The sequence below is a fragment of the Sphingobium sp. GW821-FHT02B05 genome, assembly GCF_059421905.1.
On sequence record NZ_JBWKVW010000004.1, the window covers coordinates 204,248 to 224,579 of the forward strand.

The following is a 20,332-nucleotide window of genomic DNA, read 5'->3' on the forward strand; positions in this document are numbered from 1 at the left end:
GGGATGGTCGCGGGAAATGCTCGGCTATATGACACACCGATGCCATACAAGCCGCCCCCATTTTCGCTTTTGCAGTTCCTTACCTCCGGGCTGGGATGTTTAGCGGCTATCGTCTTGGTGCCGATATTATTGTTGGTGAAACTGGTGATCCTGCCGTTCGAGAAGCCGCTAAACCGCACGGCAGACGAGGTTCTGCAATATATGCACCGTTTCGTTGATGGAACTGACGGCCCGTGGGACTGGGACAACTTCACCACCCAGCCCATCGCCGACCCTCGGCTGGACGAGATCAGAGATCGGCTGGCAGCTCTAGATGTTCCGCTGAGCGAGGCCGATTTCCCTGCCATCAAGGCATTGATCGTCGAAGCCGAAGCCATCGCTGCGGAAGAGTGGATCGACTCCAGCCAGTAATGTCGTCATCCCGGCCTTGAGCCGGGATCCCGCTTCTTTCTGTTGCGCCACAAGAACAGCGAGATGCCGGGTCAAGGCCGGGATGACGATGGGAGTGGGGTCAGGCCGCCTCCGCCATCGCGCTTTCCGTTTGCGCGATCCAGCCGCCGCCCAGCACGCGGTCGCCCGCGTAAAGGACCGCCGCCTGGCCCGGTGCGACGCCAAATTCCGGTGCGTCGAAAGCCAAGCGGTCGCCGTCGAGGCGCGCGGGGACGGGCTTGGCCATCGAGCGGACCTTGGCGGTCAATGGCCCGGTAAAGTCGCCGCCCAGCCAATTGATGTCAGAAAGGCGCGCACCCGCCACCGCCAGCGCCGCCCTTGGCCCCACGATCACGCGGCGGCTTTCGGCGTCCAGCCGCACGACATAGAGCGGGTCGGGCTGGCCGCCGATGTCCAGCCCCTTGCGCTGGCCGACGGTGAAATGGATCATCCCCTTGTGCCGGCCGAGCGTGCGACCGTCGATATGGACGATGTCGCCGCCCTCGTCCGCGTCGGGGCGCAGTTTCCGCACGATCTTCGCATAGTCGCCGTCGGGCACGAAGCAGATGTCCTGGCTGTCGGGCTTCAGGGCCACCGACAGGCCCAGTTCGGCCGCGATCTCGCGCACCTGCGGCTTGGGCAGGCCACCCAGCGGGAAGCGCAGATAGTCGAGCTGCGCCTGAGTCGTGGCGAAGAGGAAATAGCTCTGGTCGCGGGCCGGATCGGCGGCGCGGTGCAGTTCCGCGCCCTGCGCGCCCTCGATCCGCTGGACGTAATGGCCGGTGGCGAGGCAGTCGGCGCCCAGATCGCGCGCGATCTGGAACAGGTCGGTGAACTTCACGCCCATATTGCACTTCACGCACGGAATGGGCGTGCGGCCGGCCATATATTCGTCGGCAAAGTCCGCAATCACCGAATCGCGGAAGGCGGTTTCATAATCAAAGACATAGTGCGCGATGCCGATGCGGTCGGCGACCGCGCGCGCGTCCCGAATATCCTGCCCGGCGCAGCAACTGCCGGTGCGGCCGACGGCGGCGCCATGATCGTAAAGCTGGAGCGTGACGCCGATGACTTCGGCGCCGGTCCTGGCGGCGAGCGCGGCGACGACGCTGCTGTCCACGCCGCCCGACATGGCAACGACGATACGCCGCTTATCAAGCGGCTGGGGAAGCTGAAACTGAGGCTGCATGGGCGGGCATATAGTGCAACAAAAGCGGCGGCGCAAAAGTTAACAAAATATGATGCCCATTTAGCCCCAATCGGGCCGGATCGACGCAGATTGGCGACCGGACGAGTCACAAAAGCGTCTTCGAGTTTACGGACCCTTATCCATTGGCCCGTAAAAGGGGGTCATGGATCTGAGTTTCCTTCGGGGCGGCGGGCTGAAACCTGGCGCTCCCAGACCCCTCAGCCGGCCGCGCGTGCCGGCCTGGCCGTTTTTGCGGGCTGCCACGGCGGCGGCGCAAGCGGCCAGTCCCACCGCGCAGGCGGTGGCGGGCGTCCTGCGGGGGCAGGGCGGAAGCGATGACTGGATCGAGGAACTGGCGGGAATTTTCGCGCCACGTTCCGGCGGCAAGATCGAAGCCGTGCGCCTCGCGGGAAGCTTCAACCCGTTGATCGCGAGCCGTTTAGCCAGGGGGCATGAAAGATGAAGGCTGTGTTTACCGTGGGGCTTTAGCCGATGTTCAGGGCTGATGCGCATAATCGGAAGACAAGGCCGAAATCGGTAACGCCAGTGCCGCACTTTGAGGGTAAGAATGATCGAGAACCAGAAAATCAAGCCTGCCCAGGTCGTCGGGCCACTTGGAGAGCCCTTGACGCTGGACAGCCTGCCCCCTGCGGACACGACCCGCTGGGTCGTGCGGCGCAAGGCGGAAGTGGTCGCCGCAGTCAATGGCGGCCTGCTGACCGTGGACGAGGCCTGTGCGCGCTATAACCTGACGCTGGAGGAATTTGCCGGCTGGCAGCGCGCGGTCGACCGTTCGGGCATGCATGGCCTGCGCGTCACCCGCATCCAATATTACAAGTCGCTCTACGAGCGGCAGCAGAAATATTGATCGCCCATCGCGCGATTTGAACGTTGGACAGGAAAGGGCCGTCGGATATCCATCCGGCGGCCCTTTTTCATTCCGGGGGCGCATATTTCATTCCGGGGGCGCACAAACGACGCAAAGACAAGATGGTTTCCGTGCCGGAATCATTTTTAGCCCATGGAACGCGACGCCTTCTGCTCCGTTGAATGCAGCACCCAACCCGCTGGGGGCGTGGTCAAGGAGAGTAACATGGGCATCATCTTGTGGCTTATCGTCGGCGGCATCATCGGCTGGCTCGCCAGCATGGTCATGCGCACGGACGCACAGCAGGGCATCCTGCTCAATATCGTCGTCGGTATCGTGGGCGCCTTCATCGGCGGCCTGATCTTCAGCGGCGGCTCGATCAACGAAGGTCTGACGCTGTACAGCTTCCTGGTTTCGCTGGTCGGTGCGATCATCCTGCTGGCGATCGTCAATCTGGTCCGTCGCGGATCGATGCGCTAAAAAACGCGACATCGTTCAATGCAAAAGAGGCTGCGCCACCGCGCAGCCTCTTTTTTTCGTTTCAGCGTCGCCCCGCGAACCAGCGATAGATGGCCAGTACGGCCACCGATCCCACTATCGCGGCGACGAACCCGGCCCTCTGGCCCGGCAGATAAAGGCCAGCGAGTCGCCCGACAAAGCCGGCGAGCAACGCCCCGGCTATCCCCAGCAAAATCGTGACCACGCATCCGCCCGGATCGCGGCCGGGCATGATCAGTCGCGCGATCGCGCCTGCGAGCAGGCCGACCACGATCCATCCCAGCAAGTCCATGCTGCGTTCCCTTTTTATATTTAAGCATCGACCCGGCCTCCATAGCGCCACAGTCCGGCATTTTTGGCAAGTCAATGTGACCCCAGGGGCAGGATCGGCACGATATGCCGTCATTTTCCCTCCGCCCGCCGCGCATAATCGCTTTGCCGACCCGCTTTAAACCATGATATTGGGGCTTGAGGGTGGTGATATATTCATATAACACAGCTACCAGCAGGGCGGATGCGCCGGAGAGACGAGAAGCGGGATGAATTACGAAACCCAGTTGGTGGGCGATTCCATGACGGTCATCGACGATGACGACGCACGCCAGCGGCGCAAGCGCCTGCTGCTGATCGGCGGGGGCGTGGCCGTGGTGCTGGTAGCCGCAGCCGTAATCATTTCCATGCGCGGTGAAAAGGCCGGCGATGCCGCCGCACCCACGGCGCAGGTGCCCGTCGTCACCGTGGTCAGCCCTGGCCAGTCCACCGTCGCCCGCACCGTCAGCGCGACCGGTTCGCTCGCCGCGCGCATCGACATGCCGGTCGGCGTCGTCGGCGAAGGCGGCATGGTGACGCGCGTACTGGTGCAACCGGGCGACTGGGTGCGTGCAGGCCAGGTGCTGGCCACCGTCGAGCGCTCCGTCCAGACGGAACAAGTGCGCTCGCTCGCCGCGCAGGTGGAGGTGCAGCGCGCCAATGCCAAGCTGGCACAGGCGCAGCTCGATCGGGCCAAGGCGCTGGTCGGGCGCGGCTTCATCAGCGCGGCCGACATCGACCAGCGGACCGCGACCCGCGATCAGGCCGAAGCGCAAGTGCGCGTGGCGGCGGCGCAGCTGGCCGAACAGCAGGCCCGCACCGGGCGTCTCGACATTCGCGCGCCAGCGTCCGGCCTGGTACTGACCCGCACCGTGGAACCCGGCCAGATCGTCCAGGCCGGCGGCGGCACGTTGTTCCGCATGGCCAAGGATGGCGAGATGGAGATGCAGGCGCAGGTGGCCGAAGGCGACCTGGCGACGCTGCGCGCGGGTAACAGCGCCACGGTCACGCCGATCGGCAGCACGCAAAAATTCGCCGGTCGCGTCTGGCAGGTTTCGCCCGTGGTCGATCCGCAGACGCGGCAGGGCATCGCCCGCATCGCCATTCCCTATAATTCGGCCATCCGCCCCGGCGGCTTTGCGTCGGCATTGCTGACCAGCGGTTCGGGCACCGCGCCGCTGCTGCCGGAATCGGCGGTGCAGAGCGACCCCAGGGGCAGCTATGTCTATGTCGTCAATGCCAAGGGCCAGGTGGAACGGCGCGACGTCACCGTCGGCCAGGTGTCCGACAACGGCGTTGCGGTGACCAGCGGGATTACCGGCACCGAACAGATCGTCACCTCCGCCGGCGCCTTCCTGACGCCGGGGCAGAAGGTGAAGCCGGAACAGGCCAAGGGCCGCTGAAAGACCGTTGCGGGCGGATCGTCCGCATCGGGAGCATCGGGAGGAAACGGGCGCCTGACCGCGCCCGGTGAAGGAAGCGCGTCATGAATTTTCGCAATATATCCGCATGGGCGATCCGCAACCCGGTGACGCCGCTGGTGCTGTTCATCGCGCTGGTGCTGGCCGGTGTCGTCAGCTTCATGCGGATGGACGTCAACAATAATCCAGACGTCAGCTTCCCGATGGTCAGCGTGACCGTGTCGCAGCCGGGTGCAGCCCCGACCGAGTTGGAAACCCAGGTCACCCAGCGGGTCGAAGCCGCCGTGCGCGGCATCAGCGGCGTGGACGAAATCACGTCCTTCGCGTCCGAAGGCCAGTCTCTGACCAACGTCCAGTTCCAGATCGGCACGCCGGTCGATCGTGCGGTGGCGGATGTGAAGAACGCCGTGGACCAGATCCGCAGCGACCTGCCCGACGGCATTTTGGAGCCGCAGGTTCAGCGGATCGACGTGGACGGTGGGCCGATCGCCTATTTCAGCGCCGAAGCGACCGACATGACGCTGGAGGAATTGTCCTGGTATGTGGACAATACCATCGCCAAGCGGCTGCTGTCGATCAGCGGCATGGCAGCAGTGAAGCGCGGCGGCGGCGTCAGCCGCGAGATTCGCGTCATCCTGGATCCCGCCAAGTTGCAGGCCTATGGCGTCACCGCCGCGCAGGTGAATGCGCAGTTGCAGCAGGTGAACCTGAACGCAGCGGGCGGCCGTACCGAAATTGCGGGCGCGGAACAGTCGATCCGCGTGCTGGGCAACGCGGCCAATGCGCGAACGCTGGGCGACACGCAGATCGCCATTTCCGGCGCCCGCACGGTCAAGCTGGCGGACCTGGCCATCGTGCGCGACATGTATGCCGAACAGCGCAGCCTGTCGCTTATGAACGGCCGTCAGGTCACCAGCTTCAGCCTGGAAAAGGCCAAGGGTTCATCCGACGTCACCGTCTATGACGAGGCGATGAAGGTCCTGGACCAGCTGAAGAAGGAAAATCCCAAGGTCCAGTTCAAGCAGCTTTATACCAGCGTCGAATATACCAAGGGCCAGTATCACAGCGCCATGTCGGCGATGATCGAGGGCGCCGTGCTGGCGGTCGTCATCGTCTTCCTGTTCCTGCGCGACTGGCGCGCGACCATGATTTCGGCGCTGGCCATCCCGCTTTCGGCCATTCCCGCCTTCTGGTTCATGGACATGATGGGCTTCACGCTGAACGGCATTTCGCTGCTGGCCTTGAGCTTGGTCGCGGGCGTGCTGGTCGACGACGCCATCGTGGAGATCGAGAATATCGTGCGCCACATGCGCATGGGCAAATCGGCCTATCAGGCATCCATCGACGCGGCGGACGAAATCGGCCTGGCCGTGCTGGCGACCACCATGGCGATCGTCGCGGTGTTCCTGCCGGTCGCGATGATGCCGGGGCTGGCCGGGCAGTTCTTCATCCAGTTCGGCATGACGGTCGTGGTGTCGGTGCTGATGAGCCTGGCCGTCGCGCGCCTTATCACGCCGATGATCGCAGCCTATTTCCTGAAGGCCCATGGCGAGGAAAGCCATGGCGAAGGCTGGCTGATGGACCGCTATATGGGCGTGCTGCGCTGGTCGCTGAATGACGAAAAGGCGAAGGAACGGCGCGCGCGCGGCGGGTTCCGCAACAAGGCCGCCGGCTTCTTCACCGATCATCGCGTCTGGACGCTGGGCTTCGGCTTCCTGGCCTTTGCCGCCACCATCGTCGCCTTTGCGACCCTGCCCATGACCTTCCAGCCGACGACCAACACCGATTTCAGCCAGGTGAAGATCGAAACCGTGCCGGGCAGCACGTTGGAACAGACCACCGCCATCACCCGCAAGGTCGCCGACATGCTGAGCGCCGACAAGGATATGGTGGAGGCCGCCTTCGCCGATATAGAGCCGACCAGCGCCGACATCTTCCTGACGCTGAAGAAGGACCGGCCGATCAGCTCGGTCGATTGGGAACGCAAGGTCGCGCCCCAGTTCCAGACGGTCGCCGACGCCCGCGTCAATTTCCAGTCGCAATCGGGTGGTGGCTTCGGCCGCGATATCATCATGATGTTCGGATCGGACGATCCGGCGCTGCTGGAAAGGACCGCCAACCAACTGGTCCATGAAATGGCCGGCATCCATGAACTGCGCGCGCCGCGCGTGCAGGGCGATTTGCAGCGTCCGGAAATCATTATCAAGCCGCGCCTGGACCTGGCTGCCAGCATGGGCGTGACGACGATGGCATTGAGCCAGTCGATCCGCATCGCGACGATCGGCGACATCGACCAGAACAGCGCCAAATTCTCCCTGTCCGATCGCCAGATTCCGATCCGCGTCGCCCTGGCCGAGGATAGCCGCAAGGATATTTCCACGATCCAGAACTTGCCGGTGCCGACCGTATCGGGCGGATCGGTGCCGTTGCGGGTCGTGGCCGACATCAGCTTTGGCGCCGGGCCGACGCAGATCCGTCGCTACAACCAGATCCGCCGCGTCGTGGTGGGCGCGGACCTGGCGCCGGGGATCGTCACCAGCCAGGCCATGGCCAAGATCAGCGCGCTGCCGCTGATGAAGGACATCGTCGCCGGCAAGATCCAGGGCGTCCAGAAACTGAACGCAGGCGACGCCAAGTGGCAAGCCGAGATGATCCAGAATTTCATCATCGCCGTCTTCTCCGGCGTCCTGCTGGTGCTGGCGGTGCTGACCCTGCTCTACAAGCGCCTGATGCCGCCCTTCGTCAATCTGGGGTCGCTGCTGCTGGCGCCGCTGGGCGCTGCATTGGCGTTGCACATTGCGGGGCAGCCCGTGTCGATGCCCGTGTTCATCGGCCTGTTGATGCTGCTGGGCATCGTGGCGAAAAACTCCATCCTCGTCATCGACTTCGCACTGGAGGAAATGGAGAAGGGCGTGCCCAAGAAGGTCGCGATCATCGACGCGGGACACAAGCGCGCCCAGCCGATCGTCATGACGACGGTGGCGATGGTCGCGGGGATGGTGCCGACGGCCCTGTCGCTGTCGGGCGACGGCGCTTCGCGTCAGCCGATGGGTATCACCGTGATCGGCGGCCTGTTGCTGTCGACCGTGCTGACGCTGGTGATCGTGCCGGCCATCTTCAGCCTGGCGATCGGGCTGGAAAGCTGGGTCGGCCCGCGTCTGGGCCGGGGCCTGCTGACCTACAAGCCGGGTGACGATGGCAATGCGGTGCGTGGCGGGGTGCATCCTGCCGAATGACCCTGATCGTTCAGGCCAGGAGGTCGAACCGGCCAAAAGAAAGCCTTGCCTGAACGAAACGGCAGCGTAACCGTTAAGGGGTCATGACGCTGCTTCGCCTGCCCCGGCCGAAAGACCTTTTGACGCCCCATCCCGCCCGGCGGATGCGGCTGGTGGCGACGGGCATGCTGGTGGCGATGGCCGCCTTGTTCATCGCCGCGCGGGCCACCGCCCATCTCCATCCCGCCATCGGCTTCGTCCAGGCCTTTGCCGAGGCGGCGATGGTGGGCGGGCTGGCGGACTGGTTCGCGGTGACGGCCCTGTTCCGCCATCCGCTGGGCCTGCCCATTCCCCACACCGCCATCATTCCGCGCAACAAGGACCGGATCGGCGACACGCTGGCGTTGTTCCTGCGCGACAATTTCCTGATCCCCGCCGTGGTCGCGCGGCGGATGCGCCATATCGACGTCGCCGCAGCAGCAGGGCGTTTTCTGGCCAGTCCGTCCGAAGGCGACGGCCGGCTGCGCGAGGGCGCGTCGCGCCTGATCGCCGACGTGCTGGAGGCGCTGGATCAGGAGCGGCTGGGCGGCATGGTGAAGGGCGCGATCGGCCAGCGGCTACGCGCCATCAACATCGGCCCGCTGGTGGGTCAGGCGATCGAGGCGGCGATGCGCGACGGCCGCCATGGCCCGGTGATGGACGGCATCATCACTTGGGCCGACCGCGCGCTGGAGGCGAACGACCATCTGATCCGCCAGATGGTGCAGGAGCGCGCGGGCAAGGTGCTGCGCTGGACCGGGCTGGACGAAAATCTGGCCAATGCGATCCTTTCCGGCCTGCGCAAGATGCTGGCGGACATGGCCGCCGATCCGGGCCACAGCCTGCGCCTGAAGGCCGAAGAGGGCATGGCCAAGCTGGCCTTCGACCTGCAATATGATCTGGAGATGCAGGCGAAGGTCGCCAGGATTCGCGACGAGATCGTCGACAATCCGGCGATGCAGCGCTGGATCGAGGGGATGTGGGAGCAGGCGCGCGGCGGGCTGCTGCGCGCGGTACGCGATCCGGGCAAGGCGATGGCCGGGCGGCTGGGCGAGGCGCTGCGCGCGCTGGGCGGAACGTTGCAGGAGGAGGCGCGGCTGCGGCTGGTCATCAACCGTTTCGTCCGGCGCGCGGCGGTGGGCGCGACCGCCAGCTATGGCGATGCGATCGTCCGGCTGGTCAGCGATACGGTGCGTGGGTGGGATGCGGGCACGGTGACCTCACGGCTGGAAAATGCAGTCGGGCGCGACCTGCAATATATCCGCATCAACGGCACGCTGGTCGGCGGGCTGGTCGGCCTGGCGATCCACGCGATGGATACATTCCTTTAGGTCGAACCGCACCTGCGCCTTACCCAACGATGCCGGGGCGTGTCGGGCCAAACGACACGCCCCGGCGGAACCGGCCGCGCAGAGGAGAGGAGGCGGCCGGTTCCTGACCTTATGGCTTAATCTTCCGGCTCTGCCCGCGGTCCGCGCCGGGGTGGGGGCGGCAGTTCATCGGCGGTCAGTACGCCGTCGCCATTGCTGTCCCGATCGGCGAACAGAGCGAGCGCAGGGGCGATGAATTCGGCGCGATCGATCTGGCCGTCATCATCATCGTCTTCGGGATAAGGCATGGCGCGACCCGGCGGCGGCGGCGGCGGCGATCCGGCATCGGCGCGCTTGCCTTCGGGCGGACGACCGCCCGGCGGCGGACCACCGGCGCCGCCTGGACCCTCACCCCCTCCACCGGGTCCGCCGCGACCTTTGCCGGGGCGGCGCTGCGCCGATTCGGACTGGCTCCGCGCCTGGGGTTCATGGCCCTGCATGCGCTGCATCGCCTGCACCGGCACCAGCCCGTCGCCATCCTGATCCATCAGGCCAAAGCGACGCTCCATATAGGCGGCCATCTCATCACGGGTGATGCGGCCGTCCCCATCGGCATCGGCGGCCCAGGGACCGCCTTCGGGCGCGGCAGGCGGCTGGGCAAACAGGGGGGCAGATGCCAGAAGTGCGACAGCGAGTTGGACAGCGGAAAGACATTGGCGAAGGCGCATGAAGGCTCCTGGAAGCGGGATCGCCCTTCCCTTCGCAGCTATGCTTTGCCGCCATATGTCGCGATGCGGCGCCTATGTTGCAAACCGCAGAAAATGATGTTGCAACATATCATATAATGATGTTGTATCATTTCATCGTCGATGCAGGTTCGGCCATGATCGAGTCGAATCGCCGGCGAGAGGATGCGACACATAGAGGAGCCGGACGATGCGACTCATGACCATGGGAATGACGGGGCAGGCAAGCGGACAATCGCGTTATGGCGCAGGGCGCAAGTCGCCGCTGGGGCTGGGCGGCACCGTGGCGGTGCATGCGCTGGTGATCGGCGCCTTTCTGCTGCTCCCCAGGGAGGTCATCGACACATTCAGGCCTTCGCCGCCCATTACCGGCGTCAATATTCCGATCGAACCGCCGCCGCCGATCGATCCGGTGGACGATGTGAAGGCAGATCCCAAATTGCCGACCCAGCCGCAGCTACAACCAGACAGGCCGACTGCGCTCGATCCGCTGGTGGACATGCCCATTGGCGATCCCGTCCTGACCGGCAGCGACGGGAGCGGCGACATCGGGCCGGTCACCCCGCCCTATATTCCGCCCCCGCCGCCCCTGAGCGAGCCGGTGCTGACCGAGGCGTCGATCGATCCGCGTGCGAAGGCCGCGTTCCAGCCCGACTATCCCGGCACGATGATTCGCCAGGGCGTGGAAGGCGTGGTCACGGTGCGCGTCACCATCAGCCCGGAAGGGCGCGTCACCGCCATAGAGAAGGTCAGCGCCACCGATGAAAACTTCTGGCTGGCGACCCAGCGCCATGCCGTGCGCTCATGGCGTTTCCGCCCCGCCACCCGCGACGGCGTGGCGATCATATCGACCAAGACCCTGACGGTGCGGTTCACGCTGACGGATCGATGAGAATGGGCCTCTTCTTCGCCTTCGGCCCTTCCTTCGGCGTCGCCCCCTTCCCCCTCCCGACAATCGGCAGGGGGCAGGAAAATGGAGATAAGCATGGACCATTTTGCATTGGCGCCCGCCCTGTCCTATAAGGGCGGCATGGCGATCTTTCCCCGTCCCGTTTCCCCCAAAAATGCGCTCGGCGACTTTTGGGGCTATTTCAAGCAGCAGCGGCAGCATAAATGGCCGCTGCTGGGCGTTTCCGTCGCGCTGACCTATGTCATCGTGTGGACGTTCGTGATCGATGCGAACACCAACACGATGCCCACGCGCAACAAGATCATCTACGTCCAGAGCTGGGACGCGAACCGGTCCGACGCGGCGATCATCCTGCAACAGAAGATCGACTTTGCGAAGCGCGAGGCCGCACTGGTCAAGCAGCAGACCAAGATGCAGGGTTATGCCGACGCCTTCGGCATCGAATGGCGCGAGGAGGAAGCCCGCAACACCGCCAAGCGCAAGGAGGCGGTGAAGGCGATCGACGCGATGCTGGACGACCGGCTGGCCAAGGCGGAAGCCGCAGGCAAGGCCGGGCCGCAGGCCAGCGCCAGGCCGGCGCCAGCGGCCCAGCCCTGATCGCCCAGCCCTGATCGTACAGTCCTGACCATGTCGCCTTCGCCTGCTGACGACCGGCGCTTCATGGCCACCGCCATCGCCCTGTCCGGGCGCGGGCGGGGCCTTTCCACCCCCAATCCCAATGTCGGTTGCCTGATCGTCCGGGATGGGCAGATCGTCGGGCGCGGCTGGACGCAGAGGGGCGGACGCCCCCATGCCGAGGCGCAGGCGCTGGAGCAGGCGATGGACCGGGCGGCAGGCGCTTGCTGCTACGTCACGCTGGAACCCTGTTTCCATCTGTCCCCACGCGGGCCGCGCTGTGCCGACCTGATGGCGCGGGCCGGGGTTGCGCGCGTGGTAATTGCGCTGCGCGATCCTGACCCGCGTACCGATGGACAAGGCGCGGCATGGCTGCGCGAGCGCGGCGTTGCCGTCGAAATGGGCCTTATGGCGAATGAAGCCGCGCGCGCCATGGGCGGCTTCGTGCTGCGCCAGACGTTGGGCCGGCCGCATGTCACGCTGAAACTGGGCCTGTCGCTCGATGGCCGCATTGCCCTTCCCGACGGATCGAGCCGCTGGATCACGGGGCCGGATGCCCGCGCCCATGCCCATATGGAGCGAGCGCGGCATGACGCGATTCTGGTGGGTGGCGGTACGCTGCGCGCCGACGAGCCGCGCCTGGACGTCAGGCTGGCGGGGCTTGAGGCCCGATCGCCGCGCCGCGTGCTGCTGAGCCGGGGCGCCGCGCCTGCCGGCTGGGAGCGGATCGCCACGCCACAGGACATCGCCACGCTGGACCGCGTCGATCATCTGCTGGTGGAGGGTGGCGCTGCGACGGCAGCGGCCTTCCTGCGCGCCGGGCTGGTCGATCGGCTGCTGCTCTACCGCGCGCCGATCATCATCGGCGACGGGCTCGCCGGGATCGGCGACATTGGCCTCACCGACCTCAGCCAGGCGCATGGCCGCTGGCGCATCACCGACACGCGCCAGTTGGGGGCCGATCGGCTGGAGGTTTACGAAGCGGTCCGCAACGCCTAGGGATTTGTCATGTCCCCGGCGAAGGCCAGGGTCCAGTTCCGCGACCGGTACTGGACCCCGGCCTTCGCCGGGTAACATTCTATATAGTGAATGGATCGAAGCGCATGTTCACCGGCATCATCACCGACATCGGCACCATCCGCAGCCATGAGCAGCGCGGCGACCTGCGCCTCGTGATCGGTTGCGCCTATGCGATGGACGGCGTGGCGATCGGTGCGTCGATCGCCTGCTCGGGCGCCTGCCTGACGGTGGTGGAAAAGGGTCCGGACTGGTTTGCGGTCGATCTGTCGGCCGAAACCGTGGCGCGCACCGCGCCGGGCCTGTGGGCGCAGGGCGGACGGCTCAATCTGGAGCGCGCGCTCAAGGTCGGCGACGAGCTGGGCGGGCATATCGTGACCGGACATGTCGATGGTATCGGTCATCTGGTGTCGGCCACGGCCGAGGGCGATTCGACCCGGCTGACCATCAGCGCACCCGCCGAACTGGCCGCCGCGCTGGCGGCCAAGGGATCGATCACGGTCGACGGCATTTCGCTGACCGTGAACAGCGTGGAGGATCAGGCCGACGGCAGCGTACATTTTGGCCTGAACATCATCCCGCATACCGCTGCGGCAACGACGCTGGACCGGCTGGTGGACGGCCGTACCTTCAACCTGGAAATCGACGTACTGGCCCGCTATCTGGATCGGATGCAGAGCCTGCGCGCCCGATAATCGCGCCAGCCTGAACAGCCTATTGTGATTCCTCACTTGAAATAATCACATTGCAATGTGATATGAGCGCCATCCCATAGGGGAAGGAGTTTCCATCATGTCGTCCGCGCTTCTCGATTCCGTCCGCAGCCTCGTCACCGATGGCGGCATGTCCCGGTCCGGCCTGGCGCGCGCCGCCGGCCTGCATGCCAACAGCCTTCGCAAGCTGGGCGAGAGCGACTGGAACCCGACCGCCGACACGCTGGGCAAGCTGGAGGCCTATCTGCTCAAGCGCGAAGGTGGCACCGCGCTCGCCAGCCCGGAAGAAATCATCAACGAGGCTCGCAACGGCCGCATGTTCATCCTGGTCGATGACGAGGATCGCGAAAATGAGGGCGATCTGGTCATCCCTGCGCAGATGGCGACCCCCGATGCGATCAACTTCATGGCCACCCATGGCCGGGGCCTGATCTGCCTGGCGTTGACCAAGGATCGCGTCGACCAGCTGGGCCTGGACCTGATGAGCCGCAACAATGGCACCCGTCATGAAACCGCCTTCACCGTGTCGATCGAAGCGCGCGAAGGCGTGACCACCGGCATCAGCGCCGCCGACCGCGCCCGCACCGTATCGGTCGCGATCGACGGGGCGAAGGGCAAGGCGGACATCGTGACGCCGGGTCATGTCTTCCCCCTGATCGCGCGCGACGGCGGCGTGCTGGTACGCACCGGCCATACCGAGGCCGCTGTCGATGTCGCGCGCCTCGCCGGCCTCAATCCGTCAGGCGTCATCTGCGAAGTGATGAAGGACGACGGCACCATGGCGCGGCTCGACGACCTCATCATCTTCGCGCAGAAGCACAAGTTGAAGATCGGCACGATCCGCGACCTGATCGCCTATCGCCGCCGGCACGACCATATGGTCGAGCGCCGGTCGGAAACCACGTTCCAGAGCAAGTGGGGCGGCGACTGGAAAGCGATCAGCTTCTACAACAAGGCGACCCAGAGCGAACAGCTGGTCCTGCAAAAGGGCCATGTCGCGTCGGACCAGCCCACGCTGGTGCGCATGCATCAACTGTCGCTGCTGGACGATGTCTATGGCGCGGAGGGCGGACGCGCCGGGCTGCTGGCCAAGTCGATGGAGATTATCGGCCAGGAAGGATCGGGTATCATCGTGATCCTGACCGGCAATGAGGACGGCGATTTCGTCACCCGCTGCGTTCAGGCGCATGCGGGCACCGCCCCGGCCGGCATGGACGAACTGCGCAACTATGGCGTGGGCGCCCAGTTGCTCGCCGAACTGGGCGTGCATGACATGATCCTGCTCAGCAACAGCCAGCATAGTCTGATCGCGCTTGACGGCTATGACCTGTCCGTGGTTGGGCAGCGTCCGATCGCGCTTTAAGGAACCAACATCATGGCGAAATTCCTGATCGTCGAAGCCCGCTTCTACGACCATCTCAACGACCTGCTGATCGAAGGCGCCAAGGCGGCGCTGGACGAGGCGGGCCATAAATATGAGGTCGTCACGGTGCCCGGCGCACTGGAAATTCCCGGCGCGATCGCGCTGGCGGCGGAAAGTGGCCGCTATGACGGCTTCGTCGCGATCGGCGTGGTGATCCGCGGCGAAACCTATCATTTCGAGGTGGTGTCGAACGAAAGCGCGCGTGGCCTGATGGCGCTCAGCATGGACGCCATCGCCATCGGCAACGGTATACTGACCGTCGAAAATGAAGAGCAGGCGCTGGTCCGCGCCCGCCCCGATCAGAAGGACAAGGGCGGCGAAGCAGCCAAGGCGGCGATCGCCATGCTGGCCTTGCGGGACCGTTTCGGCGCCTGACCGGCAGGACCAGCGGACGCAAAAAAGGGGCGGCTCCCGATGGAGCCGCCCCTTTTTTTGTCGGGCCGGGACTCGCAGCCATAAGCCCCTCCTTGAAAAGGAGGGGGGAGAGGTGGCGCTTTACGCTGCCGCCTTCTCCTCTTCCAGCGTCGGATAGTCGGTATAGCCCTCGACGCCCGGCCCGTACCAGGTCGCCATTGCCTGCGGCGGGTTGAGCGGCGCGCCCTTCTGCAAACGCTCCACCAGATCGGGATTGGCCATGAGCGGGCGGCCGAAGCTGATCGCGTCGGCCAGGCCGCTGGCCAGGTCCGCCTGCGCGCGATCCGCGTCATAGTCGCTGTTGAGGACCAGCGGCCCCTTGAAATGCTGGCGGATCAGCGGCGACTGGCGCGGTACGTCCGTCGCGCCGAAGCTGCCGTGCGGACCGGGCTCGCGCAGTTCGAGGAAGGCGATGCCGATATCGTCCAGTGCATCGGCAGCCGCGGCGAACAGGGTCGCGGGATCGCTGTCGTCCACACCCTGCGTTTCGCCGTTGGGCGACAGGCGCACAGACACGCGATCGGCGCCGATCGCATCGGCCACCGCCTGCGTCACTTCGCGCAGCAGACGGACGCGGTTTTCTATGCTGCCGCCATAGATATCGTCGCGAAAATTGCTGTTGTCGCGCAGGAATTCGTCGATCAGATAGCCGTTGGCGGCATGAATCTGTACCCCGTCGAACCCGGCGGCGATCGCATTGTGCGCGGCGCGGACATAGGTTTCGATGATGCCGGGGATTTCCTCCAGCGCCAGCGGGCGGGCGGTTTCGTAGGGGTGTTTGCCCTCATAGGTGTGCGCGTCGCCCGGCGCGGCGGTGGCGCTGGCCGATACCGGCTGCTCGCCCGTCACGGCGCTGTGGACGGCGCGGCCCATATGCCAGAGCTGAACGATGATCTTGCCGCCCTTGTCATGCACAGCCTGCGTGATCGGCTGCCACGCGGCAACCTGCTCGTCCGACCAGATGCCCGGTGCAAAGGGCCAGCCCAGTCCCTGTTGCGAGATGCCCGTCGCTTCGCTTATGATCAGGCCGGCCGACGCGCGCTGCGCATAATAGTCCGCCATGATCGACGTAGGCACATGGGCCCGAGTCGCCCGGCCACGGGTCAGCGGTGCCATCAATACGCGGTTCGCTGCGCTGACGGCGCCCAGCTGGATGGGATCGAACAGGGTCGTCATCAATAAGGCTCCCTTATAAAAAAGTTGCAATTTGCAACGGGACTTGGTGTGCAAAGCCAGCTAGGGAGCGGCCATGGCCAGTTCAACCCCCGTCGCACACATAAATATGCCGCGCCTTGCCTTTCCGGCGCTGCTGCTGGCGAACCTGATCCTGCCTTTGGGGCCGATTTTCGTTCGCCTGTCCGATGTCGGGCCGGTGGCCGCAGCCTTTTGGCGGCTGGCGCTGGCCTTGCCCTTCCTGCTGCTGCTGGCGCGACCGGGCCTGACCCGCACGCCGCCGACGCGGGGCGAATGGGTCGCGCTCATTCTGGCGGGGCTGGTATTCGCGGCGGATCTGGCCGCATGGCATCTGGGCATCCTCTATACCAAGGTCGCCAACGCCACCATATTCGGCAATCTGAGCGGGCTGTTCCTGCCCGTCTGGGGCATGGTAGTGCTGCGCCAGAAGCCCACAAGGATACAGGCGATCGCGCTGCTGCTGGCGGGGGCGGGCGCGCTGGCGATGATGGGCGGCAGCTATGATCTGTCGATCGGCAATCTGAAGGGCGACATGTTATGCCTGCTCGCAGGCATCCTGTACGCCGCCTACCTGATTATCGTGCAACGGGTCCGTGGGCGGCTGGACAGCTGGTCGGTGCTGGGCGTGTCGAGCATGGCGAGTGCCCCTGCCCTGCTGCTATGCGCACTGGCACTGGGCGAACGGGTGATGCCGGGCAACTGGACGCCGCTCATCCTGCTGGCGCTGTCGAGCCAGCTGGTGGGACAGGGGTTGCTGACCTATGCCATCGGCTGGTTTTCGCCGCTGGTGCTGGGTGTCAGCCTGTTGCTGCAACCCGCCGTAGCCGCCGTGCTGGGCTGGCTGCTGTTTGGCGAATGGCTAAGCCCCGTCGACATGACCGGCATGGCGGCGGTGGCAGCCGCGCTGGTGCTTGTGCGCCTGCCCTTGCGGGCCTAGATAAGACGCCATGAGCGAAGCACAGGACGATCTCACTCTCGACGAAATCCGCGCCCTGCTGGCGCCTGCGCTGGCGCGCCATGCTGCGTTCGACGGCTGGCGCCCCCAGGCGGTGACGATGGCCGCGCAGGAAAAGGGGATCGACCCGGACATCGCTGCGCTGGCCTTTGCCGACGGACCGGTCGACATGATCGACGCCTGGTTCGCCAGCATCGACGCCCGCATGATCGACGCGCTGCCCGCAGAGGCATTGGCCAGTCTGTCGATCCGCAAAAAGATCATCGCGCTGATCGAAGCCCGCCTGGCCCTGCTGGCGCCCGACCGGGAAGCGCTGCGCCGCGCGATCGCGATCCTGGCGCTGCCGACCAATGCGGTGCGCGCGGGCAAGCTGGGCTGGCGCGCGGCCGATATCATGTGGCGCGCGGCGGGCGACACAGCCGCCGACTTCAATCATTATAGCAAGCGCACCACGCTGACCGCCGTCTATGCCACCACCTTGCTGGTGTTCGTCGATGATGAAAGCGAAGGCCATGCGGACAGCCGTGCCTTCCTGGCCCGACGGATCGAGAATGTGATGCAGTTCGAAAAAGCCAAGGCCAAGCTGAAAGGCGTGGGCGGCGGCGAGCATCTCAGCCTTTCGCGCTTTATCGGCCGGCTGCGCTATCCCGCGATCTGACCTGACCGGCAATGCTGCGGAAATGCGTTTTTTCTGGCATTAACCAGTCGCAATTGATAGCCACTCGCAACAATAAACTGTGAGTCCCTTTCCATTGCGCCTGACCGACCTGCCGCTGCGCCAACCCGCCTATGTTGACATGATCGACTGGTCCGCCATTCCGGCATCCGAAGGACAGCGCCTGCGCGAGTTCGGCCTGTGCGAAGGCGCCAGCGTCGAGGCGCTCAACCATGGGCGCGTCTTCTTCCTGTTCGGCAAGGGGCCGATCGCCTGCCGCATCGGCCGCATGACCATCGCCATGCGCCGCAACCATGCCGCCGCCGTCACGGTGCGCACCGGCCCGGATGCAGACGGCCAGGGGATCAAAGCATGAGCGCCCTGCCGCTGGTCGCGCTGGTCGGCAATCCCAATGCCGGCAAAAGCGCGCTTTTCAATGCGCTGACCGGCGCCCGGCAGAAACTGGGCAATTATCCGGGCGTTACGGTGGAACGCAAGGCGGGCCGGCTGGCCCTGTCGGACGGGCGCCCGGTCGAACTGATCGACCTGCCCGGCACCTACAGCCTGGACCCCAACAGCCCGGACGAGCAGGTCACGCGCGATGTCGTGATGGGCAGGCAATCCGGCGAAAAGCGACCCGATGCGATCGTGATCGTCCTCGACGCCGCCAATCTGGACAATCATCTGCGGTTCGCACTGGAATTGCTGGCGCTTGGCCTGCCGACCATCGTCGCGCTCAATATGGTCGATCTGGCCACGCGCGACGGGTTGGAACTGGATGCGGCCGTGCTGTCGCGCGAACTGGGCGTACCGGTGATATCGACCGTCGCCGTGCGCAAGCGTGGCCTCGACCATCTGCGCCAGGAACTGGAAGGGCTGCTGAACGGCGCGCCCAACGCCTATCCTGCCGCCGCCGAACGGGATTTCGATGCCGTGCGCAAGGAAGCCGGCCGCATCGCCCGTGCCACCATCGTCCGGGAAACCCCGTCCCGCCGCCTGACCGCCGCGGTCGACCGGGTGGCGCTGCATCCCGTCGCCGGCCTGGCGCTGCTGCTTGCCTTGCTGTTCGTCATGTTCCAGTCGGTCTATAGCTGGTCCGAAGCGCCGGTCGCCATGATCGAGGGTCTTGCCGAAGCGATCGCCAATGCCGTGCGCGCTGTCCTGCCCGACGGCATAGTCCGCTCGTTCCTGGTCGATGGCGTCATCAAGGGCGTGGGATCGGTAGTAGTGTTCCTGCCGCTGATCCTGATCCTCTTCTTCTTCATCCTGATGCTGGAGGCGACGGGCTATATGGTCCGGGCTGCCTATCTGATGGACGGGCTGATGGCCAAGGTCGGCCTGTCCGGCCGCGCCTTCATCCCGCTCCTCTCCTCCTTCGCCTGCGCCATTCCCGGCATCATGGCGACACGCACCATCGCCGATCCCAAGGATCGGCTGACCACGATCCTGATCGCGCCGCTGATGACTTGTTCGGCGCGGCTGCCGGTTTATGCGGTCATCATCGGCGCCTTCATTCCGGCCCGCGACATCGGCTGGGGTATTGGCCTACAGGGCTTCGTGCTGTTCTGTCTCTATCTGTCGGGGATCGTCGGCGCGATGGCGGTGGCGCTGGTGCTGCGCTTTACGGTGACGAAGGGGGCCAGCGGCGGATTCCTGATGGAAATGCCGAAATATCAGTGGCCCCGCCCGCAGGACATTCTCCTGGGCCTGTGGCAGCGCGCGGTCATTTTCCTCAAGCGCGCCGGCACGATCATCTTCACCTCGACCGTGATCCTGTGGCTGCTCTTGAGCTTCCCGCGCGTGCCCGATGGCGATCCCACCAGCCAGGTCGATCATTCGATCGCCGGCCGGATCGCCAGCGGCCTGAACGTCGTGCTGGAACCGATCGGCTTCAACCGCGACATCTCGCTGGCGCTGATCCCCGCCATGGCCGCGCGCGAAGTGGCGGTGTCTGCGCTCGCGACCGTCTATTCGATCGACGCCGGCGATGACGAGGCGTTGATGGAACGCAGTCTGGGCGACCGGTTGAAGGACCAGTGGCCGCTGCCCACCGCACTCGCCTTCCTCGCCTGGTTCATCTTCGCGCCCCAGTGCATATCGACCATCGCCGTGACCCGGCGAGAGACGAACGGGTGGAAATGGCCGTTGTTTATGGTCGGCTACCTGTTCGTCCTCGCCTATGTCGCGGCCGGCATCACCTACTGGACCGCGACGGCCGCAGGTCTTTAAGGGATCGCTTTAGAGTTTCGGAGGAGTCAGGGCAGGGTTGGTCAATACAATCATAGATCGCCCATTGACCAAAGAGCTTCCTTGCAGACCTCGCTTCGATCTGCGGCGAAAGGGGTCGTCGATTACCAGTCCGACGACAGGCCGTGGAAACCCCAATTCGCTATGCTCCGTCAGTTATTCGGA

General features: G+C 65.2%; 21 protein-coding genes. 17 read left to right on the forward strand and 4 right to left on the reverse strand.

From position 1 onward, the window contains the following. The first annotated feature begins 135 nt into the window (after nt 1-135). Entirely contained in the window at nt 136-411 is a 276-nt protein-coding gene (locus AC07UX_RS15230) for a hypothetical protein (protein ID WP_495192831.1), read from the forward strand. Between the two features lie 100 nt (nt 412-511). Here AC07UX_RS15230 and mnmA read toward each other — a convergent pair whose 3' ends face one another. Further along, nucleotides 512-1,618 (reverse strand): tRNA 2-thiouridine(34) synthase MnmA, encoded by a 1,107-nt coding sequence (gene mnmA / locus AC07UX_RS15235; RefSeq protein WP_495192832.1) that lies wholly within the window; start codon nt 1,616-1,618, stop codon nt 512-514. Nucleotides 1,619-1,781: 163 nt separating this feature from the next. Here mnmA and AC07UX_RS15240 point away from each other — a divergent pair, with 163 nt between their 5' ends. The 3 genes from AC07UX_RS15240 (at nt 1,782) to AC07UX_RS15250 (ending at nt 2,966) form a co-directional block, all read left to right on the forward strand. Continuing rightward, the gene (locus tag AC07UX_RS15240; RefSeq protein ID WP_495192833.1) at nt 1,782-2,081 is read left to right on the forward strand and encodes a hypothetical protein; all 300 of its coding nucleotides are present in this window, start codon (nt 1,782-1,784) and stop codon (nt 2,079-2,081) included. A gap of 105 nt (nt 2,082-2,186) precedes the next feature. Further along, nucleotides 2,187-2,486 carry a CtrA inhibitor SciP gene (gene sciP, locus AC07UX_RS15245; protein WP_120251221.1) on the forward strand — a complete coding sequence of 100 codons (300 nt, stop codon included), beginning with the start codon at nt 2,187-2,189 and terminating at the stop codon, nt 2,484-2,486. A gap of 225 nt (nt 2,487-2,711) precedes the next feature. Then, nucleotides 2,712-2,966, forward strand: coding sequence for a GlsB/YeaQ/YmgE family stress response membrane protein (locus tag AC07UX_RS15250; RefSeq protein WP_495192834.1), 255 nt, complete (start codon nt 2,712-2,714; stop codon nt 2,964-2,966). A 61-nt stretch (nt 2,967-3,027) separates the two neighbouring features. Here AC07UX_RS15250 and AC07UX_RS15255 read toward each other — a convergent pair whose 3' ends face one another. Further along, nucleotides 3,028-3,276: a GlsB/YeaQ/YmgE family stress response membrane protein gene (locus tag AC07UX_RS15255; protein WP_495192835.1), complete on the reverse strand. Its 249-nt coding sequence runs from the start codon at nt 3,274-3,276 to the stop codon at nt 3,028-3,030. A 247-nt stretch (nt 3,277-3,523) separates the two neighbouring features. Between AC07UX_RS15255 and AC07UX_RS15260 the strand changes: the two genes are divergently transcribed. The 3 genes from AC07UX_RS15260 (at nt 3,524) to AC07UX_RS15270 (ending at nt 9,299) form a co-directional block, all read left to right on the forward strand. After that, the gene (locus AC07UX_RS15260) at nt 3,524-4,696 is read left to right on the forward strand and encodes an efflux RND transporter periplasmic adaptor subunit (protein WP_495192836.1); all 1,173 of its coding nucleotides are present in this window, start codon (nt 3,524-3,526) and stop codon (nt 4,694-4,696) included. Nucleotides 4,697-4,779: 83 nt separating this feature from the next. Continuing rightward, entirely contained in the window at nt 4,780-7,950 is a 3,171-nt protein-coding gene (locus tag AC07UX_RS15265; RefSeq protein WP_495192837.1) for an efflux RND transporter permease subunit, read from the forward strand. A gap of 83 nt (nt 7,951-8,033) precedes the next feature. Next, nucleotides 8,034-9,299, forward strand: a complete 1,266-nt coding sequence (locus tag AC07UX_RS15270; protein WP_495192838.1) for a DUF445 domain-containing protein — start codon at nt 8,034-8,036, stop codon at nt 9,297-9,299. A gap of 116 nt (nt 9,300-9,415) precedes the next feature. Here AC07UX_RS15270 and AC07UX_RS15275 read toward each other — a convergent pair whose 3' ends face one another. Continuing rightward, nucleotides 9,416-10,006, reverse strand: coding sequence for an EF-hand domain-containing protein (locus tag AC07UX_RS15275; RefSeq protein WP_495192839.1), 591 nt, complete (start codon nt 10,004-10,006; stop codon nt 9,416-9,418). A gap of 208 nt (nt 10,007-10,214) precedes the next feature. Between AC07UX_RS15275 and AC07UX_RS15280 the strand changes: the two genes are divergently transcribed. The 6 genes from AC07UX_RS15280 to ribH all read left to right on the forward strand — a co-directional run bounded on the left by AC07UX_RS15280 (nt 10,215) and on the right by ribH (nt 15,077). Beyond that, on the forward strand, nt 10,215-10,916 hold the full coding sequence (locus AC07UX_RS15280; RefSeq protein ID WP_495192840.1) for an energy transducer TonB: 702 nt from the start codon (nt 10,215-10,217) through the stop codon (nt 10,914-10,916). Between the two features lie 93 nt (nt 10,917-11,009). Then, complete coding sequence (locus AC07UX_RS15285) at nt 11,010-11,531, forward strand: hypothetical protein (protein ID WP_495192841.1); 522 nt, start codon at nt 11,010-11,012, stop codon at nt 11,529-11,531. A gap of 30 nt (nt 11,532-11,561) precedes the next feature. Next, on the forward strand, nt 11,562-12,548 hold the full coding sequence (gene ribD / locus AC07UX_RS15290; protein WP_495192842.1) for a bifunctional diaminohydroxyphosphoribosylaminopyrimidine deaminase/5-amino-6-(5-phosphoribosylamino)uracil reductase RibD: 987 nt from the start codon (nt 11,562-11,564) through the stop codon (nt 12,546-12,548). 104 nt (nt 12,549-12,652) lie between these two features. Next, nucleotides 12,653-13,261 (forward strand): riboflavin synthase, encoded by a 609-nt coding sequence (locus tag AC07UX_RS15295; protein ID WP_495192843.1) that lies wholly within the window; start codon nt 12,653-12,655, stop codon nt 13,259-13,261. Between the two features lie 97 nt (nt 13,262-13,358). Then, a complete protein-coding gene (ribB, locus tag AC07UX_RS15300) occupies nt 13,359-14,642 on the forward strand; it encodes a 3,4-dihydroxy-2-butanone-4-phosphate synthase (RefSeq protein ID WP_495192844.1) in 1,284 nt (427 codons plus the stop codon). 12 nt (nt 14,643-14,654) lie between these two features. After that, nucleotides 14,655-15,077 carry a 6,7-dimethyl-8-ribityllumazine synthase gene (ribH, locus tag AC07UX_RS15305; protein WP_495192845.1) on the forward strand — a complete coding sequence of 141 codons (423 nt, stop codon included), beginning with the start codon at nt 14,655-14,657 and terminating at the stop codon, nt 15,075-15,077. Between the two features lie 120 nt (nt 15,078-15,197). Here the strand turns inward: ribH and AC07UX_RS15310 are convergent, their stop codons facing one another. After that, nucleotides 15,198-16,292, reverse strand: a complete 1,095-nt coding sequence (locus tag AC07UX_RS15310) for an alkene reductase (protein WP_495192846.1) — start codon at nt 16,290-16,292, stop codon at nt 15,198-15,200. 73 nt (nt 16,293-16,365) lie between these two features. Here AC07UX_RS15310 and AC07UX_RS15315 point away from each other — a divergent pair, with 73 nt between their 5' ends. From AC07UX_RS15315 to feoB, 4 genes are all read left to right on the forward strand, one after another. Beyond that, nucleotides 16,366-17,247, forward strand: coding sequence for a DMT family transporter (locus AC07UX_RS15315; RefSeq protein WP_495192847.1), 882 nt, complete (start codon nt 16,366-16,368; stop codon nt 17,245-17,247). 10 nt (nt 17,248-17,257) lie between these two features. Then, nucleotides 17,258-17,923 carry a COQ9 family protein gene (locus AC07UX_RS15320; protein ID WP_495192848.1) on the forward strand — a complete coding sequence of 222 codons (666 nt, stop codon included), beginning with the start codon at nt 17,258-17,260 and terminating at the stop codon, nt 17,921-17,923. Between the two features lie 94 nt (nt 17,924-18,017). Further along, a complete protein-coding gene (locus AC07UX_RS15325; RefSeq protein ID WP_495192870.1) occupies nt 18,018-18,296 on the forward strand; it encodes a FeoA family protein in 279 nt (92 codons plus the stop codon). Continuing rightward, complete coding sequence (gene feoB, locus AC07UX_RS15330; protein ID WP_495192849.1) at nt 18,293-20,149, forward strand: ferrous iron transporter B; 1,857 nt, start codon at nt 18,293-18,295, stop codon at nt 20,147-20,149. Before AC07UX_RS15325 ends, feoB begins: the two co-directional genes overlap by 4 nt. The last annotated feature ends 183 nt before the right edge of the window (nt 20,150-20,332 follow it).

Excerpts from the sequence above, each read along its gene's own strand:
- mnmA (WP_495192832.1), bottom strand. The coding sequence starts at position 1,618 with ATGCAGCCTCAGTTTCAGCTTCCCCAGCCGCTTGATAAGCGGCGTATC.
- AC07UX_RS15240 (WP_495192833.1), top strand. The coding sequence starts at position 1,782 with ATGGATCTGAGTTTCCTTCGGGGCGGCGGGCTGAAACCTGGCGCTCCC.
- sciP (WP_120251221.1), top strand. The coding sequence starts at position 2,187 with ATGATCGAGAACCAGAAAATCAAGCCTGCCCAGGTCGTCGGGCCACTT.
- AC07UX_RS15250 (WP_495192834.1), top strand. The coding sequence starts at position 2,712 with ATGGGCATCATCTTGTGGCTTATCGTCGGCGGCATCATCGGCTGGCTC.
- AC07UX_RS15255 (WP_495192835.1), bottom strand. The coding sequence starts at position 3,276 with ATGGACTTGCTGGGATGGATCGTGGTCGGCCTGCTCGCAGGCGCGATC.
- AC07UX_RS15260 (WP_495192836.1), top strand. The coding sequence starts at position 3,524 with ATGAATTACGAAACCCAGTTGGTGGGCGATTCCATGACGGTCATCGAC.
- AC07UX_RS15265 (WP_495192837.1), top strand. The coding sequence starts at position 4,780 with ATGAATTTTCGCAATATATCCGCATGGGCGATCCGCAACCCGGTGACG.
- AC07UX_RS15270 (WP_495192838.1), top strand. The coding sequence starts at position 8,034 with ATGACGCTGCTTCGCCTGCCCCGGCCGAAAGACCTTTTGACGCCCCAT.
- AC07UX_RS15275 (WP_495192839.1), bottom strand. The coding sequence starts at position 10,006 with ATGCGCCTTCGCCAATGTCTTTCCGCTGTCCAACTCGCTGTCGCACTT.
- AC07UX_RS15280 (WP_495192840.1), top strand. The coding sequence starts at position 10,215 with ATGCGACTCATGACCATGGGAATGACGGGGCAGGCAAGCGGACAATCG.
- AC07UX_RS15285 (WP_495192841.1), top strand. The coding sequence starts at position 11,010 with ATGGACCATTTTGCATTGGCGCCCGCCCTGTCCTATAAGGGCGGCATG.
- ribD (WP_495192842.1), top strand. The coding sequence starts at position 11,562 with ATGTCGCCTTCGCCTGCTGACGACCGGCGCTTCATGGCCACCGCCATC.
- AC07UX_RS15295 (WP_495192843.1), top strand. The coding sequence starts at position 12,653 with ATGTTCACCGGCATCATCACCGACATCGGCACCATCCGCAGCCATGAG.
- ribB (WP_495192844.1), top strand. The coding sequence starts at position 13,359 with ATGTCGTCCGCGCTTCTCGATTCCGTCCGCAGCCTCGTCACCGATGGC.
- ribH (WP_495192845.1), top strand. The coding sequence starts at position 14,655 with ATGGCGAAATTCCTGATCGTCGAAGCCCGCTTCTACGACCATCTCAAC.
- AC07UX_RS15310 (WP_495192846.1), bottom strand. The coding sequence starts at position 16,292 with ATGACGACCCTGTTCGATCCCATCCAGCTGGGCGCCGTCAGCGCAGCG.
- AC07UX_RS15315 (WP_495192847.1), top strand. The coding sequence starts at position 16,366 with ATGGCCAGTTCAACCCCCGTCGCACACATAAATATGCCGCGCCTTGCC.
- AC07UX_RS15320 (WP_495192848.1), top strand. The coding sequence starts at position 17,258 with ATGAGCGAAGCACAGGACGATCTCACTCTCGACGAAATCCGCGCCCTG.
- feoB (WP_495192849.1), top strand. The coding sequence starts at position 18,293 with ATGAGCGCCCTGCCGCTGGTCGCGCTGGTCGGCAATCCCAATGCCGGC.